Origin of the sequence: Microbacterium sp. K24, from assembly GCF_004794465.1 — a bacterium.
Taxonomy (GTDB): Bacteria; Actinomycetota; Actinomycetes; order Actinomycetales; family Microbacteriaceae; genus Microbacterium.
Genome location: NZ_SSDJ01000139.1, coordinates 20920 through 35726, shown reverse-complemented (window position 1 = coordinate 35726; position 14807 = coordinate 20920). Strand labels below are relative to the sequence as shown.

The window sequence follows — 14807 nt, the reverse complement described above, 5'->3', positions numbered from 1 at the left end:
GGCCTACGGCTCGCCGATCGACGACTCCGGCCCCGAGCGGAACTCCCGGATGAGGTGCTGCACGACGGCGCCCAGGTCGCCACCGGTCGCGTTCGCGATCGTGAGCTGCCGCTCGTAGCTCGCGCCGTCGTCGAGCGTCGTCGCGATGCTGCCGAACTCGCGGACGCATCCGAGCTCCACCGCCACCGGCGCCAGTTGCTCGAGGGACTCGGCGAGGTGCTCGCGCACCGGACGCTGCGTGCCCGCGGCATCCACGATCACGCGGGCATCCATGCCGTAGCGCGCGGCACGCCACTTGTTCTCGCGGTGGAACCACGCCGGCATCTCGGGGAGGGTGCGCCCCTCGTCGAGCTGCCGGGAGAAGTCCTCGACGAGTACCTGGACGAGAGCGGCGACCGACGCGAGTTCGGGGAGCGTCGACATCCCGTCGCACGCCCGCACCTCGATGGTGCCCCATCGCGGGGCCGGACGGATGTCCCAGCGCACCTCCGTGGCGTCGGCCATGACACCCGTTCGCACCATGTCATCGAGATAGGACTCGTACTGCGACCAATCGTGCAGGGGCCAGGGGAGTCCGGCGGTCGGCAGCTGCTGGAACACCAGAGCACGGTTCGATGCGTATCCGGTGCGCTCACCCGCCCAGAACGGACTCGAGGCCGCCAGCGCCTGCAGATGGGGGAGGTACCCGGCGAGTGCGTTGATGATGGGGAACACCTTGCGGTGGTCCTCGACCCCGATGTGCACATGGATGCCCCAGATCATCATGTTGCGTCCCCACCACTGGGTGCGCTCGATGAGGGTGTGGTAGCGGGTCTTGTCGGTCACCTCCTGGTCGTACCACTGCGCGAAGGGGTGGCTTCCGGCGGACAGCAGTTCGATCCCCGCGGGATCAGTGGCCGAGCGGACCGCGGCGATCGCGTTGGCGACGTCGTCCACGGCGTGAGCGACCGAGTCGCCGACGCCGCTGGTGACCTCGATCGTGTTCGTGAGGAGTTCACCGGTGACGGTGTGCCGTTCGTCCTCGCTCTCGGCCTCGAGTGCCGCGAGCAGTTCGGGGGCGCGCCCGACCAGGTCTCCGCTCGCAGGATCCGCGAGCATGATCTCCCACTCGATGCCGACGGTGGATCGGGCCGATGGGGCGAATTCGAGCTTCACGAGCACAGTCTGACACGCAGGTGCCGCGACACGATCCGGGCCGTTTCCCCGCGTTTCGCGCCTGGGGCGGGCATCTGGCAGAATAGAAGGTCGGACGACCTGCTCGACCCTCTATCCAGCAGTCGACCGACCATTGAGCTTCCGCCGGGTGTGCACCCCACTCTCCAGGCGATCAGTTCCTTCCTTCCACACAATTCAGGAGAATCGTGGCTGTAAAGATTCGTCTCAAGCGCCTGGGCAAGATCCGCGCGCCCTACTACCGCATCGTCGTCGCCGACTCGAAGACCAAGCGCGACGGTCGCGTGATCGAGGAGATCGGCAAGTACCACCCGACCGAGGAGCCCTCGTTCATCGAGGTCGACTCCGACCGCGCGCAGTACTGGCTCTCCGTCGGCGCGCAGCCGACCGAGCAGGTCGCGGCGATCCTCAAGATCACCGGCGACTGGGGCAAGTTCAAGGGCGACAAGGACGCGAAGTCCACGCTCAAGGTCGCGGAGCCCAAGGCTCCGTTCGAGATCGACGGCTCCAAGAAGTCGGTCGTCAAGCCCAAGGTCGAGAAGAAGGCAGAGGCTCCTGCTGAGGAGGCTCCCGCCGCTCCCGCCGCCGACGCGGAGGCCGCCGAGGCTCCCGCCGCCGACGCAGAGTAATCCGTCGTGCTCGCCGCCGCGCTCGAACACATCGTCAAGGGGATCGTCGATCACCCGGAGGATGTCCGCATCAACGAATCCACATCGCCGCGAGGCGACCTCCTCGAGGTGCGTGTGCACCCCGACGACCGTGGACGCGTGATCGGGCGCGGCGGCCGCACCGCGAAGGCTCTTCGCACCCTCGTCAGCGCTCTGGCCGACGGGCGTCGCGTCCGCGTCGACGTCGCGGACGACTGACGTGGTGCCGAAAGACCGAAACCAGGGCAAGAACCAGCTGCGCGTCGGGCGTCTCGTCAAGGCCCATGGCCTCAAGGGTGCGCTGAAGCTGGAGCTGTACACCGACAACCCGGAGCGACGATTCGTCCCCGGAGCCGCGTTCACGTTGCAGGTGCCTGAGGCATCTCCGTGGCACGGCAAGGAGCTGACCGTCCGCGAATACCGCGTGATGAACGGCAATCCCGTCGTCTTCTTCGCGGACGTCGACGATCGAGACGGCGCAGAGAGCCTCGTCAAGGCGATCCTCTGGATCGATCAGGATGAGAACGAGATCGAAGACGACGCCTGGTTCGACCACCAGCTCGTGGGCCTCGACGTCGTCCGCGACGACGTCGTGGTCGGCCGCGTCGCCCGCGTCGAGCACTTCCCGGCGCAGGATCTCCTCATCGTGAACACTTCGTCGGGCTCAGCGACCGGTCACGAGGTCATGGTGCCGTTCGTCTCGGCCATCGTGCCGACCGTCGACGTCGCCGGCGGCCGCGTCATCGTGACACCGCCTCCGGGTCTCTTCGAGGAGCTTCCGGATGCCGCGGATGCCGAGCCCGACGACGCCGCGGACTCCGCCGCGTCCGAGTGACCGCTGATACGGTTCCTCCGTGCGCATCGACGTCCTCTCGATCTTCCCGTCGTATTTCGACGGTCTGACGCTCTCCCTGCTCGGCAAGGCGCGCGACGCCGGGATTCTCGACCTGAACGTCCGTGACCTGCGCGAATGGACGTCCGACCGTCACCGCACCGTCGACGACACGCCGTACGGCGGCGGCGCCGGCATGGTCATGAAGCCCGAGCCGTGGGGTCTCGCCCTCGACGAGCTGGCGGCGACCTCGTCGGACGAGCCGCCGACGATCATCTTCCCCTCGCCCGCCGGCGAGGTGTTCACCCAGAAGACGGCACGCCAGCTGTCCACCCGTCAGCACCTGATCTTCGGCTGCGGCCGCTACGAGGGCATCGACGAGCGCGTCTTCGAATACGCCGCGTCGCTCGGAGAGGTGCGTCTGATCAGCCTCGGAGACTACGTGCTCAACGGGGGAGAGGTGGCGACCATGGCGATGATCGAAGCCATCGGCCGCCTCATCCCCGGCGTCGTGGGCAACCCCGAGAGCCTGGTGGAGGAGAGCCACGAGGACGGACTGCTCGAGTACCCGTCCTACACGAAGCCGTCGGTGTGGCGGGAGCGCGCGGTGCCCGACGTTCTCCTCAGCGGCAACCATGCGGTCATCGCGTCCTGGCGGCACGAGCAGCAGCTCGAGCGCACGCGACGCCGTCGACCGGACCTGCTGCCTGCCGAGGACCCGACCGAACGCTGAGCGCGCCGCGCCCGGCGGTCAGAGCATCCGCTCGACGCCGCGTTCGATCTCGAAGATCACGCCCTGCGGATGCCGCAGCGCCAGGGCCGTCGTGGCGTCGAGCCCGCGGAGTTCTGCACGCAGCATCCGTCCGATCATCTCGTGGCCGACGAGCAGCGGAACGCCGGTCGACGCCCAGCCGCAGCTGCTGAGCGCCTTGCGGGCGCGCGCTCGGGCCTGGGCATAGCTCTCGCCGCCCGGGAACGCCCAGCCGTAGCGGTTGGCGGCGCGTTCCTCTCTCGCTCCGGGGAACTCCTCGTCGATCTCGTCCCACGTCATGCCGGCCAGGGCGCCGTGATGCACCTCTGCGAGCTCCGGGACCTCGACCAGATCGGCGCCGAGCCGGTCGGCGATGATGACGGCCGTGCGCAGCGCTCTCCCGAGAGGGCTCGTGCACACGGTGACGACGCCGGAGTCCGCGAGCTGTTCCGCCATCGCCGTCGCCTGGGCGACGCCCTCCGATGTGAGCGGCGAGTCCAGCTGACCCTGCAGACGATGCTGGAGATTCCAGGTCGTCTGGCCGTGCCGGGCCAGGAAGAGACGCTCCGGCACGTGACGGTCCTGCGGGATCATGGACTCAGGATGGCACACGGCGTGTGCCGCCGTGGTGTCTCGTCAGTCGACGCCGAGGAACGACCGATCCGTCAGGATGATCGGGCCTGTCTCGGTGATCGCGATCGTGTGCTCGGAGTGCGCACCGCGCGAGCCGTCGACGCTCCGCAGCGTCCAGCCATCAGGGTCGGTCACGAGTTCGTCCGTCGTCGCCAGGAGCCAGGGCTCCAGGGCGAGGACGAGGCCCGATCGGAGCGGGAAGCCGCGGCCCGCGCGTCCGTCGTTGGGGACGTGCGGGTCGCCGTGCATGGTCCGGCCGACGCCGTGACCGCCGAAATCGGTGTTGATCGAGTAGCCCTCCCCGTGCGCGATCTCCGCGACGGAGGCCGAGATATCGCCGATGCGGTTGCCGACGACGGCTGCGGCGATCGCGGCATCCAGGGCTCGTTCTGTGGTGGCGATGAGTCGGAGGTCTTCCTCGCGCGGACTGCCGACGACGAACGAGACGGCGGAGTCCGCGACCCAGCCGTCGACCGACACGGCGAAGTCGAGCGTCACGAGGTCGCCGTCGCGCAGCGTGTAGTCGTGCGGCAGACCGTGAAGAACGGCGTCGTTGACGGACGTGCAGATGACCTTGCCGAACGGGCTCGCGCCGAACGAGGGGTGGTAGTCGATGTAGCAGGACTCCGCGCCGGCCTTCCGGATCATGTCGTGCGCACGGCGGTCGATCGAGAGCAGGTTCGTCCCCACCTTCGTCTCATCGCGCAGCGTCGCCAGGGTCTGGGCCACGAAGCGCCCGGCAGCGCGCATCTCGTCGATCTCGGCAGGGGTGCGCAGTTCGATCATCGGGTGTCCTCTCGTCTCCTCCATTCTCCCTGATGGGGCGAGGGCCGGATCCCGCGCGCTCACAGCGAACACGGGGACTCGGGTCGGGTCCGCGACGTACGATCTGAGCATGTGGTTGCGTCAGGCGTTCTTCCGCTGGCTCTTGCCGGCCGCTTTCCTGCTGCCTCTGTGGCTGCTGATCGGATGGGGCGTCTTCCAGGGCGGCTGGTCCATCCTCTGGGTCCTGTTCATCGCGATCCCCTCCGTCTTCGTCGGTCAGCTCGCGCTCACGCTCCTGACGCGCTCCCGCCCCTCCGTGCGCATCGAACGCGCGGTGTCCTGGTGGGACGTGGCCGGCTTCACGCTCTGGCACAGCCTCACGATCGCTGTCGGGTTCTTCATCGACGGCGCGTTCGGCTGGCTGCTCGCCGCGGCGATCGTGGTCGGTATCGCTCTCATCTGGCTGCAGCTCTGGCAGCTGTGGAACGAGGCGAAGGGGAGTGGGGCGCGGCTGCGCGAGACCATCTCCTGGTCGACCGTCCCGACGGTCGATGAGCAGGCGCCGCCGACGCGTGCGCACGAGGTCATCGTGGTCAGGGAGACCGAGCACCGCGACTGACGCCGCCGTTTTGGCCACGGGAAACTTCCGTGGCAGAATGGATCTTTGTGCCGTGACCGGCTCTGCCTCAGGGGAGTCCGCGGTCGCGTCAGCACCGTACGGCACATCCCATTCTTGTTCCTTCTGAAATCATGCACCCGACCTGTGGCGAGTGCAGAGAGAGATGATCATGCACATCCTCGACGCCGTCGACGCGGCTTCACTCCGCTCCGACATCCCCGTCTTCCACCCCGGTGACAACGTGAAGGTCCACGTGAACATCACCGAGGGAAACCGCTCTCGTATCCAGGTCTTCCAGGGCGTCGTCATCGGCCGCCAGGGCGACGGCGTGCGCGAGACCTTCACGGTCCGCAAGATCAGCTTCTCGGTGGGCGTCGAGCGTACCTTCCCGGTGCACTCCCCGGTGATCGACCACATCGAGGTCGTCACCCGCGGTGACGTGCGTCGCGCGAAGCTCTACTACCTCCGCCAGCTCCGTGACAAGAAGGCGAAGATCAAGGAGAAGCGCGACCGCTGAGTCGCAGCAGCTCCACAGCACCCCGGGACACGATGTCCCGGGGTGCTTTGTTGTGTCCCGGGTGTGCGAACCTTGATACGGCCGCGATCTCGGCGGTGTACGACTGCGAAGGAACCTGATGACCGAATCCCCGACAGCGCCCGCGTCCGCGTCACGACGACGCCGGGGGTTCCTGGTCTTCCTCCGCGACGTCCTCGTCATCATCGTGATCGCCGCCCTGGTCTCGTTCGTGGTGAAGTCCTTCGTCGTGCGGTCGTTCTACATCCCCTCGGCGTCGATGGAGCGGACGCTGATGATCGACGACCGGATCCTCGTCGATGAGCTCACACCGCGGTGGACCGGATACGAGCGCGGCGACATCGTGGTCTTCAAGGATCCGGGTGGCTGGCTCGACCCGCAGCCTCAGACGCCCGCGCAGCCTCCGCTGGTCCAGGCGGTCGACTGGGTGCTGAACTTCGTCGGCATCTCGGCGACGGATTCTCAGGACCATCTCGTCAAGCGCGTGATCGGCGTCGCCGGTGACCGGGTCGTCTGCTGCAACGCCCTCGGACAGATCACCATCAACGGCGCCCCCATCGACGAGCTCGACTACCTGAACCTTCCCCAGGGCGACACCGCGGCGTCGAACGAGCCGTTCGACGTCGTCGTTCCGGAGGATTCGCTCTGGCTGTTGGGCGACAACCGGGATCGCTCGCGCGATTCGCGCGCCCATCAGGAGCTGCCGAGCGGCGGCTTCGTCCCCCTGGGCAACGTCGTCGGCAAGGCCTTCCTCACCACGTGGCCGCTCGATCGCATGGGGGCCATCGACGGCCACCACGAGATCTTCAACGGAGTTCCGGATCCGGAATGACCGTCGCCACGCCGAGACTGACCCTGGAGCGAAGGCTCCTGGGCGAGTGCGAGCTGATCATCTCCCTCGACGAGGTCGGTCGCGGCGCACTGGCCGGGCCCGTCGCGGTCGGCGCAGCGGTGATGGATGCCGCCGGCGCGCGCCGTCGCGTGCCCGAAGGCCTTCGCGACTCGAAGCTGGTCACCGAGAAGCGCAGGCCCGACGTGGCGGCACGTGCAGCGGCGTGGGTCCAGGCCTCGGCTGTCGGCTGGGCGAGTGCCGCCGAGATCGACGAGGTCGGGATCATGCGGGCTCTCGGCCTCGCCGCCTCTCGCGCCGTGCAGGCCGTGGTCGACCAGGGGGTGCCCGTGGAGAACGCGCTCGTGCTGCTCGACGGCAATCATGACTACGTGTCGAAGGTCCACCCCGTGCCGCTCCGGGTGCGCCCCGTCATCAAGGCGGATCGGGACTGCGCGTCGGTGTCGGCGGCATCCGTCATCGCGAAGGTCGCGCGCGACGGTCTCATGGCAGAGCTCCACGGCAGCCACCGCGAATACCAGTGGGACCGGAACAAGGGCTACGCGAGCCTCGAGCACAGGGAGGCCATCCGCTCGGTGGGCCTGTCCCCGTTCCACCGTGCGTCCTGGGCGATCACGGACGCCCCCACCCTGTTCTGACCGACGACGGTGCCATCACCACCCCGCGGATGCCGCGCAGTGCGTCGAGCGACTCTAGGATGGACACATCATGGATGAGGAAGCCTTCGACGACTACGACCGCGAGCTCGAGCTGGCGCTGTTCCGTGAATACCGGGACGTGGTGTCCCAATTCCAGTACGTGGTCGAGACCGAGCGCCGGTTCTACCTGGCGAACGAGGTCAACGTCGTGCGTCGCGACACCGAGCACGATTTCTACTTCGAGATCTCGATGAGCGACGTGTGGGTGTGGGACATCTACCGCGCCGACCGTTTCGTCAAGGCCGTCCGGGTCCTCACCTTCAAGGATGTGAACGTCGAGGAGCTCCAGCGCCGCGAGTTCGAGATCCCGACGGAGCTCTCTCTCGACGGAGAGTGACGTCTGTGGCGGCTCCGTCGCCTGCGGACTCGCTCTGCACAGAGCAGCCCGTCCGAGATCTTCTCCCGAGCTGCCGGCAGTCACGCTGATCCGCGCTCCGACACGTCGGCGCAACGCAGGATGCTGTCGACATGGCAGCGAAGGACGATCTCGGAAGAGCCGGTGAAGAGCGCGCGGCGCAGCACCTGACACGACACGGCTATACCGTGCTGGACAGGAACTGGCGGTGCGCGCAGGGCGAGATCGACATCATCGCCCGGCATGGCGCGCATCTCGCTGTGGTCGAGGTGAAGACGCGGCGCTCTGCCGCGTTCGGGCACCCTTTCGAGGCGATCGACGAGAGGAAGCGCCGACGGCTCTGGGCTCTCGCGTTCGCGTGGAGGGCAGAGCATCCTGACCTCGTGCGCGGTCTCGACATCCGTGTCGAGGCGATCGGCATCATCGGCACGGACCCGGCGGTCGGCGTTCTCGAGCACCTCGTGGACATCTCGTGAGCACGGCGCGCACGTGGGCGGTGGCCCTCACCGGAGTGGACGGGCATCTCATCGAGGTCGAGGCCGATCTCTCGAACCAGACACCCGAGTTCAAGATCATCGGCCTCCCGGACAAGTCGCTCGGCGAAGCGGTCCAGCGGGTGCACAACGCGTGCAAGAACGCCGGGCTCGATCTCCCTCGCCGTCGTCTCACGGTGAACCTCTCGCCGGCGAGCCTGCCGAAGCACGGGGCCGGGTTCGACCTCGGCATCGCGGTCTCGACACTCGCTGCGGGCGGGTCCATCGAACGGCGTGCCATCGCCCACACGGTCCATATCGGCGAGCTCGGCCTCGATGGCCGAATCCGCCCGGTGCCCGGAGTGCTGCCGGCGGTGTTCGCGGCCGCCAGAGCGGGTTTCGAACGAGTGATCGTCCCGCGAGGCAACGAGGCCGAGGCGCGGCTCGTCCCGGGCGTGGAGGTACGGGCCGCCGCGTCGCTCGCCGAGGTCGCCGTCTGGCACGGCGCCGACATCGAGGTGCCCGATGTCGAGACGGTCGACGTGCCTGAACGTGCAGCGGTCGCCGGAGAGGCCCTCGACCTCGCCGACGTGGTCGGGCAGGAGGATGCCGTCGAGGCACTCATCGTGGCGGCGGCGGGAGGACATCACCTCCTCCTGAGCGGACCGCCGGGCGCGGGGAAGACCATGCTCGCCCGGCGGCTCCCCGGGATCCTCCCGCCGTTGAGCGAGCAGGAATCCCTCGAAGTCGCATCGATCCGATCGCTGAGCGGGGAACCGGTCACCTCCCTCGACTCGCTGCCTCCGCTGGAAGCACCGCATCACAGCGCGTCCGTCGCGGCACTGGTGGGCGGCGGATCGCGGGTCGCGCGACCCGGAGCCATCGCACGCGCCCATTGCGGCGTGCTGTTCCTCGACGAGGCCGCAGAGTTCTCGCGGGTGGCACTCGACGCGCTGCGTCAGCCTCTCGAATCAGGCGTGATCGAGGTCCACCGTGCCGGATTCACCGCGAGATTCCCGGCGAGGTTCCAGCTCCTGCTGGCGATGAATCCCTGTCCGTGCGGCAACTACGGCGTGCGCGGGGCGGAGTGCGTATGCCCGCCGGCGGCCATCCGGCGCTATTCGACGCGTCTGTCCGGGCCGTTGCGCGATCGTGTCGACATCGACCTTCCGGTCACACGGGTCTCCGCGTCGCGGGCGACGGCCGGCGGGCGCGCTGAGGTGACCAGTGCTCAAGCGCTGGCGCGTGTCGACGCGGCACGCGAACGCGCCGCTCACCGGTGGAGGAGCACTCCGTGGCGCCGCAACGCCGACGTGCCGGGGACCTGGCTGCGTCAGGGTGCCCTCCGTCTCCCGCCCACTGCGCGGACACCTCTGGATCGTGCGCTCGAACGCGGGGCGCTGACCCTCCGCGGCTACGACCGCGTGCTCCGACTGGCATGGACGATGGCCGACTTGGCTGAGATCGAACGCCCCGGGATCGACGAGATCGGGCGTGCGCTGCACCTGAAGAGAGGGATGGACCCATGATGGAAGAGCTGCTCGGAGACGCCGAGATCGTCGACGCCGCACGTCGGCTTCGACCGGAAGGCGATATCGCCGAGGCTGTCGCGAGAGCGGCGTGGACGGTCGTCGCCGAACCCGGGGACGCCGTGGTAGGGACGCTGATCCATGAACTCGGTGCTGCGGACTCCCTGACATTCGCACTGGGAAGCCGCCCCGAAGGCGCCGCGGCCTCCGACTCCGACGGGATCGCCGTGGCTGCGCGGCGCGCTCTCTCCGAAGGTCGCAAACGGTGGCGTCCACGAGCCGACCCACGGGGCGTGCGGGATGCTCTGCGAGGTGCACACGATATCGGGGCGGCGCTGCTCATCCCGGGCGACGAGAACTGGCCCGTGTCGCTCGACGATCTGGGCGCGAGCTCGCCGAGTGCTCTGTGGGTGCGCGGCCGCTCGGAGTTGCTCATCGCCGAGCCGCGGGTATCGCTCGTCGGCGCGAGAGCTTCGAGTGGCTACGGGGAGCACGTGGCCGCCGAGATCGCCGGTGACCTGGCTGCAACCGGTGCCGTCGTCGTCTCCGGCGGGGCCTACGGCATCGACGGCGCCGCACACCGCGCCGCACTGGGGGTAGACGGCGCCACAGTGGCATTCCTCGCGGGCGGGGTCGACCGAGCGTACCCTGCCGGACATCAGCAGCTGATCGGGCGGATCGCTCAGGTGGGTGCCGTCGTGAGCGAGGCACCGTGCGGCGCGGCGCCCACCAAGTGGAGGTTCCTCGCACGCAACCGTCTCATCGCGGCGCTCGGCCACGCGACGGTGGTGATCGAGGCGGGGTGGAGGAGCGGATCGCTCAACACGGCAGGGCACGCTGCAGCGCTCGGCAGACCGCTGGGTGCCGTACCGGGGCCGGTGACCTCTGCTTCCTCGGCAGGATGCCATCGCCTGTTGCGAGAGTATGACGCCGTGTGCGTGACCTCTGCGGCCGAGGTGCGAGAGCTCTGGGGGACGGCAGCCGCCGCATCGCTGCGTGAGGACCCGGTCGACCCGGATCGCACCCGTCTTCTCGATGCGATGAGCACGAGGTCGCCGGCCTCCGTCGATGAGCTCGCCCGCCGCGCCGGACTCGCGCCGGATCGCATCCGCTCCCTGCTCGGCCTTCTCCAGCTCGAAGGAGAGGTCCGACGGGACGAGGCGGGCTGGCGACGAGTGTCCGTCCCCTGAGCGGGGATGCAGCCCCATCGAGGAGATCCTCACACTCGGCGGCGAGGCGGTGGTCCCGGCCCTGCGTGGGCGGGCAAGCTGGGACCATGGAACTCGCGGTCGCTGCCGAGGCGTTCGCCGATCACCTCGAGAGGGTGCGACGACTCTCGCCGGCGACCGTCAGGGCGTACCGCTCGGACCTTCGCGACCTCGGGGCCTCGGCAGGCCCGATCGCCCTGGAGGACGTGGACCTCGAGGTTCTTCGAGACTGGCTCTGGCACGCCACCCAGCGCGGAGATGCACGATCCACCCTCGCGCGCCGTGCGGCCGCTGCCCGCTCGTTCTTCAGCTGGGCGCACGAGCACGCCCTCGTCACCCATGACCCGAGCCTGCGGCTGATCGCGCCGAAGAAGGGCCGGACGCTTCCCACCGTCGCCTCGCGGGACGGCATGGCGGAGCTGCTGGAAGCGCATCGTGCTGCGGCAAGCGCCGGCGAACCGGTCGCGATGCGCGACCACGCGATCCTCGAGATGCTCTACGGCTCCGGTATCCGCGTGTCCGAGCTCTGCGGGCTCGATGTCGACGACCTCGACCTCGACCGGGGCACAGCGCGGGTACTCGGGAAGGGCGCCAAAGAACGCGTCGTGCCCTACGGCGCGCCGGCGCGCGACGCCCTCCGGGCCTACCTGACCCGTGCGCGTCCGGCTCTGATCTCTCGGGCGACAGCCGCGACCCCCGCCGTGATGCTCGGTTCGCGGGGTGGGCGGATCGGTCCACGCACCGTCTACACCCTCGTGGCACGCGTTCTCGGACCGATCGTCGGCGCTGAGACCGTCGGCCCGCACGCTCTGCGTCACACGGCGGCCACGCATCTCCTCGACGGAGGAGCCGACCTGCGTGCGGTCCAGGAGATCCTCGGTCACGCCAGCCTCGGCACCACGCAGATCTACACGCACGTCTCCGCGGAGCGGCTGACCGCCACGTACCGCCTGGCCCACCCGCGCGCCTGATCCCGCTCCCGCCGCCGTGGCGATCACAGCGGCGCACAGCAGGGGAGGAGCACCGCGCGCGCTACGCCTCCGAACAGGATCATCGGGTTGATGTACTCGCCGTCGAGGCGCACGCCGAGGTGCAGCACCCCCGCGGGGGAATGGCCCCCGGTCGCCACGACTCCGACCTGATCCCCGGCCGATACCGTGTCGCCGGGCTGCAGCGTCGACGCAAGGGGCTCGAATGTCGTCACCAGACCTCCCGCGTGTTCGATCGTCAGCAGCGGCCGATCGACGACGACGCCCCGGAAAGCGACGATCCCATCGGCGGGAGCGCGGACGGCGCCGTCGGGCGCAGCCAGATCGATGCCCCGATGCCCCGCGCCGAACGCGTGCGCCGGTGCCCGGAACGGTTCCAGGATCTCGCGCGAGGTGGCCACCGGCCAGAGCCATCGAGGCTCCTCGTCGGAAGGGGCGATGGGCGTCGCTGCGGACGGGTGGGAGACGGTCAGGGCCAGGCTGACGGCGAGGATGACCCCGAGGAGGAGCCGGAAGGAGGCACGCATGTCGGCATTCTGATCGTTCGAACCGCACGGCGGAGAGCGCCGGGCGCCGGGGGCCGCGATCGGGGGAGAACCCCGACGGATCCGTGGGAGTGCAGCGTGAGTCCTGCCCCCGGCATCCTGTATGCTGGAGGAGCACCTCGATATCGGGGTGACTACGCGTGCCCAGAGCGACCGGCGTCTGCAGAGACAGAGGTCGCGGCATCCACACCCACAGGTCCCACTCCATGAGCGGGCGGGTGTGCGCCGGGCACCAGGAAGTCCGATCAGAAGATCGGCAGAAACCTCAACGGCGCAGGAACGCGCCAGAACCAGGAGACGACCATGGCTGTGGTCACCATCCGCCAGCTGCTCGACAGCGGCGTGCACTTCGGACACCAGACCCGTCGGTGGAACCCGAAGGTGAAGCGCTTCATCCTCACCGAGCGCAGCGGCATCCACATCATCGACCTCCAGCAGTCGCTGGGCTACATCGACAAGGCCTACGACTTCGTCAAGGAGACCGTCGCCCACGGCGGCACGATCCTCTTCGTCGGCACGAAGAAGCAGGCGCAGGAGATCCTCGCCGAGCAGGCGACCCGTGTGGGCCAGCCCTTCGTCAACCAGCGGTGGCTCGGTGGACTCCTCACGAACTTCCAGACGATCTCCAAGCGTCTCGCACGCATGAAGGAGCTCGAGGAGCTCGACTACGAGGTCCCCGCGAACAGCGGCTTCACGAAGAAGGAGCTCCTGCTCAAGAAGCGCGAGCTCGACAAGCTGCACAAGTCGCTCGGCGGCATCCGCAACCTCACCAAGACGCCTTCGGCCATCTGGGTCGTCGACGCCAAGCGCGAGCACCTCGCGATCGATGAGGCCAAGAAGCTCGGCATCCCCGTGATCGGCATCCTCGACACGAACGCCGACCCCGACGACTTCCAGTACCCGATCCCCGGCAACGACGACGCGATCCGCTCCGTCTCGCTGCTCACCCGCATCATCGCCGACGCCGCGGCCGAGGGCCTGCAGCAGAAGCACAACCCGGAGTCGGGTGACGCGGAGCCGCTCGCCGAGTGGGAGAAGGAGCTTCTCGAGACCCCGGCCGACGAGGCACCCGCCGCTGAGGCTCCGGTCGTCGAGGAGTCGGCTGACGCCGCCGAGATCGTGACCGCCGAAGATGAGGCCGCCGTCGTCGAGACGCCCGCTGCTGACGAGACGGCCGCTGATGAGGCCGGTGCTGAGGCGCACGACGAGGCGATCGCTGCCGCTTCCGGTGAGGAGACCGCTGAGGTCGCCGCCGCCGAGGCCGAAGACGCCAAGTAATCCCCTCGTACACACACATACATAACGAAGCAAGGAGCCACCACACATGGCCAACTTCACCATCGCCGACCTCAAGGCGCTGCGCGAGCAGCTCGGCACGGGCATGGTCGACACCAAGAAGGCGCTCGAGGAGGCTGACGGAGACGTCGAGAAGGCCACCGAGATCCTGCGTCTCAAGGGTGCGAAGGGCAACGCGAAGCGCGCCGACCGTTCCACCAGCGAGGGACTCATCGTCGCTCGTGAGCAGGACGGCGCCGTGACGCTCATCGAGCTCGCCTGCGAGACCGACTTCGTCGCCAAGAACGACCGGTTCATCACGCTGGCCGACAAGGTCGCCGACGCCGTCGCTGCGGTCAAGGCCGACTCGGTCGAGGCAGGCCTCGCGGCATCCGCCGGATCGCAGACCGTCGAGCAGCTGATCTCGGAAGAGGCGGCGATCATCGGCGAGAAGGTCGAACTGCGTCGCGTGCGCACGATCTCGGGCGACAAGCTAGAGGTCTACCTGCACCGTACGAGCAAGGACCTGCCGCCGCAGATCGGTGTCGTCGTCGCTTACAGCGGTGATGACGCGGAGACCGCGCGCAGCATCGCCCAGCACATCTCGTTCGCCAACCCGTCGTACCTCTCTCGCGAGGACGTTCCGGCGGATGCGGTCGAGAAGGAGCGCGAGATCGTCACCGAGATCTCCCGCAACGAGGGCAAGCCGGAAGCGGCGCTGCCCAAGATCGTCGAGGGCCGCGTGTCCGCGTTCATCAAGCAGGTCGCCCTGCTCGAGCAGGACTACGCGAAGGACAACAAGCTCTCCGTCGCCCAGGTGGCGAAGGACGCCGGTATCACCGTGACGGACTTCGCGCGCTTCAAGGTCGGCGCGTAACACTGTCGAAGGGGTTCGGATCATCGAGATCCGAACCCCTTCTTCGTGCCCAC

General features: G+C 68.5%; 19 protein-coding genes. 15 read left to right on the top strand and 4 right to left on the bottom strand.

Features of this window, described 5'->3' with window-relative positions:
• Positions 1-3: 3 nt before the first annotated feature.
• Complete coding sequence (locus tag DW306_RS15990; protein ID WP_136056577.1) at positions 4-1155, bottom strand: glutamate--cysteine ligase; 1152 nt, start codon at positions 1153-1155, stop codon at positions 4-6.
• A 206-nt stretch (positions 1156-1361) separates the two neighbouring features.
• Between DW306_RS15990 and rpsP the strand changes: the two genes are divergently transcribed.
• The 4 genes from rpsP to trmD are packed head-to-tail and all read left to right on the top strand — an operon-like array spanning position 1362 to position 3385.
• Positions 1362-1802, top strand: coding sequence for a 30S ribosomal protein S16 (gene rpsP, locus DW306_RS15985; RefSeq protein ID WP_136056576.1), 441 nt, complete (start codon positions 1362-1364; stop codon positions 1800-1802).
• Positions 1803-1808: 6 nt separating this feature from the next.
• Complete coding sequence (locus tag DW306_RS15980) at positions 1809-2039, top strand: RNA-binding protein (protein ID WP_017830729.1); 231 nt, start codon at positions 1809-1811, stop codon at positions 2037-2039.
• A gap of 1 nt (position 2040) precedes the next feature.
• Positions 2041-2655 (top strand): ribosome maturation factor RimM, encoded by a 615-nt coding sequence (gene rimM / locus DW306_RS15975; RefSeq protein WP_136056575.1) that lies wholly within the window; start codon positions 2041-2043, stop codon positions 2653-2655.
• Between the two features lie 19 nt (positions 2656-2674).
• Positions 2675-3385, top strand: coding sequence for a tRNA (guanosine(37)-N1)-methyltransferase TrmD (gene trmD / locus DW306_RS15970; RefSeq protein ID WP_136056574.1), 711 nt, complete (start codon positions 2675-2677; stop codon positions 3383-3385).
• An 18-nt stretch (positions 3386-3403) separates the two neighbouring features.
• Here the strand turns inward: trmD and DW306_RS15965 are convergent, their stop codons facing one another.
• Positions 3404-3997 (bottom strand): histidine phosphatase family protein, encoded by a 594-nt coding sequence (locus DW306_RS15965; RefSeq protein WP_240747228.1) that lies wholly within the window; start codon positions 3995-3997, stop codon positions 3404-3406.
• Positions 3998-4039: 42 nt separating this feature from the next.
• Complete coding sequence (gene map, locus DW306_RS15960) at positions 4040-4822, bottom strand: type I methionyl aminopeptidase (protein WP_136056573.1); 783 nt, start codon at positions 4820-4822, stop codon at positions 4040-4042.
• A 109-nt stretch (positions 4823-4931) separates the two neighbouring features.
• On the opposite strand from map, the gene DW306_RS15955 reads away from it, so the two are divergent.
• From DW306_RS15955 to DW306_RS15915, 9 genes are all read left to right on the top strand, one after another.
• Positions 4932-5420: an MFS transporter permease gene (locus DW306_RS15955; protein ID WP_136056572.1), complete on the top strand. Its 489-nt coding sequence runs from the start codon at positions 4932-4934 to the stop codon at positions 5418-5420.
• 169 nt (positions 5421-5589) lie between these two features.
• Positions 5590-5937, top strand: a complete 348-nt coding sequence (gene rplS / locus DW306_RS15950; RefSeq protein ID WP_136056708.1) for a 50S ribosomal protein L19 — start codon at positions 5590-5592, stop codon at positions 5935-5937.
• Positions 5938-6055: 118 nt separating this feature from the next.
• The gene (lepB, locus tag DW306_RS15945) at positions 6056-6787 is read left to right on the top strand and encodes a signal peptidase I (protein WP_136056571.1); all 732 of its coding nucleotides are present in this window, start codon (positions 6056-6058) and stop codon (positions 6785-6787) included.
• The gene (locus DW306_RS15940; RefSeq protein WP_136056570.1) at positions 6784-7443 is read left to right on the top strand and encodes a ribonuclease HII; all 660 of its coding nucleotides are present in this window, start codon (positions 6784-6786) and stop codon (positions 7441-7443) included. Before lepB ends, DW306_RS15940 begins: the two co-directional genes overlap by 4 nt.
• Before the next feature lie 70 nt (positions 7444-7513).
• Complete coding sequence (locus tag DW306_RS15935) at positions 7514-7840, top strand: DUF2469 family protein (protein ID WP_136056569.1); 327 nt, start codon at positions 7514-7516, stop codon at positions 7838-7840.
• 131 nt (positions 7841-7971) lie between these two features.
• Positions 7972-8334 carry a YraN family protein gene (locus DW306_RS15930; RefSeq protein WP_136056568.1) on the top strand — a complete coding sequence of 121 codons (363 nt, stop codon included), beginning with the start codon at positions 7972-7974 and terminating at the stop codon, positions 8332-8334.
• Positions 8331-9860 (top strand): YifB family Mg chelatase-like AAA ATPase, encoded by a 1530-nt coding sequence (locus DW306_RS15925; RefSeq protein WP_136056567.1) that lies wholly within the window; start codon positions 8331-8333, stop codon positions 9858-9860. The genes DW306_RS15930 and DW306_RS15925 overlap by 4 nt, the downstream gene beginning before the upstream one ends.
• A complete protein-coding gene (gene dprA, locus DW306_RS15920) occupies positions 9857-11050 on the top strand; it encodes a DNA-processing protein DprA (protein ID WP_136056566.1) in 1194 nt (397 codons plus the stop codon). The genes DW306_RS15925 and dprA overlap by 4 nt, the downstream gene beginning before the upstream one ends.
• 86 nt (positions 11051-11136) lie before the next feature.
• Positions 11137-12039: a tyrosine-type recombinase/integrase gene (locus tag DW306_RS15915; RefSeq protein WP_136056565.1), complete on the top strand. Its 903-nt coding sequence runs from the start codon at positions 11137-11139 to the stop codon at positions 12037-12039.
• Positions 12040-12062: 23 nt separating this feature from the next.
• Here the strand turns inward: DW306_RS15915 and DW306_RS15910 are convergent, their stop codons facing one another.
• The gene (locus tag DW306_RS15910) at positions 12063-12584 is read right to left on the bottom strand and encodes a M23 family metallopeptidase (RefSeq protein ID WP_136056564.1); all 522 of its coding nucleotides are present in this window, start codon (positions 12582-12584) and stop codon (positions 12063-12065) included.
• A 321-nt stretch (positions 12585-12905) separates the two neighbouring features.
• On the opposite strand from DW306_RS15910, the gene rpsB reads away from it, so the two are divergent.
• Positions 12906-13880 (top strand): 30S ribosomal protein S2, encoded by a 975-nt coding sequence (rpsB, locus tag DW306_RS15905; RefSeq protein WP_136056563.1) that lies wholly within the window; start codon positions 12906-12908, stop codon positions 13878-13880.
• A gap of 46 nt (positions 13881-13926) precedes the next feature.
• Positions 13927-14754 (top strand): translation elongation factor Ts, encoded by an 828-nt coding sequence (gene tsf / locus DW306_RS15900; protein ID WP_136056562.1) that lies wholly within the window; start codon positions 13927-13929, stop codon positions 14752-14754.
• Positions 14755-14807: the final 53 nt, after the last annotated feature.

Excerpts from the sequence above, each read along its gene's own strand:
- DW306_RS15910 (WP_136056564.1), bottom strand. The coding sequence starts at position 12,584 with ATGCGTGCCTCCTTCCGGCTCCTCCTCGGGGTCATCCTCGCCGTCAGC.
- DW306_RS15940 (WP_136056570.1), top strand. The coding sequence starts at position 6,784 with ATGACCGTCGCCACGCCGAGACTGACCCTGGAGCGAAGGCTCCTGGGC.
- rplS (WP_136056708.1), top strand. The coding sequence starts at position 5,590 with ATGCACATCCTCGACGCCGTCGACGCGGCTTCACTCCGCTCCGACATC.
- DW306_RS15935 (WP_136056569.1), top strand. The coding sequence starts at position 7,514 with ATGGATGAGGAAGCCTTCGACGACTACGACCGCGAGCTCGAGCTGGCG.
- lepB (WP_136056571.1), top strand. The coding sequence starts at position 6,056 with ATGACCGAATCCCCGACAGCGCCCGCGTCCGCGTCACGACGACGCCGG.
- map (WP_136056573.1), bottom strand. The coding sequence starts at position 4,822 with ATGATCGAACTGCGCACCCCTGCCGAGATCGACGAGATGCGCGCTGCC.
- DW306_RS15915 (WP_136056565.1), top strand. The coding sequence starts at position 11,137 with ATGGAACTCGCGGTCGCTGCCGAGGCGTTCGCCGATCACCTCGAGAGG.
- tsf (WP_136056562.1), top strand. The coding sequence starts at position 13,927 with ATGGCCAACTTCACCATCGCCGACCTCAAGGCGCTGCGCGAGCAGCTC.
- DW306_RS15955 (WP_136056572.1), top strand. The coding sequence starts at position 4,932 with ATGTGGTTGCGTCAGGCGTTCTTCCGCTGGCTCTTGCCGGCCGCTTTC.
- DW306_RS15965 (WP_240747228.1), bottom strand. The coding sequence starts at position 3,997 with ATGATCCCGCAGGACCGTCACGTGCCGGAGCGTCTCTTCCTGGCCCGG.
- DW306_RS15930 (WP_136056568.1), top strand. The coding sequence starts at position 7,972 with ATGGCAGCGAAGGACGATCTCGGAAGAGCCGGTGAAGAGCGCGCGGCG.
- dprA (WP_136056566.1), top strand. The coding sequence starts at position 9,857 with ATGATGGAAGAGCTGCTCGGAGACGCCGAGATCGTCGACGCCGCACGT.
- rpsB (WP_136056563.1), top strand. The coding sequence starts at position 12,906 with ATGGCTGTGGTCACCATCCGCCAGCTGCTCGACAGCGGCGTGCACTTC.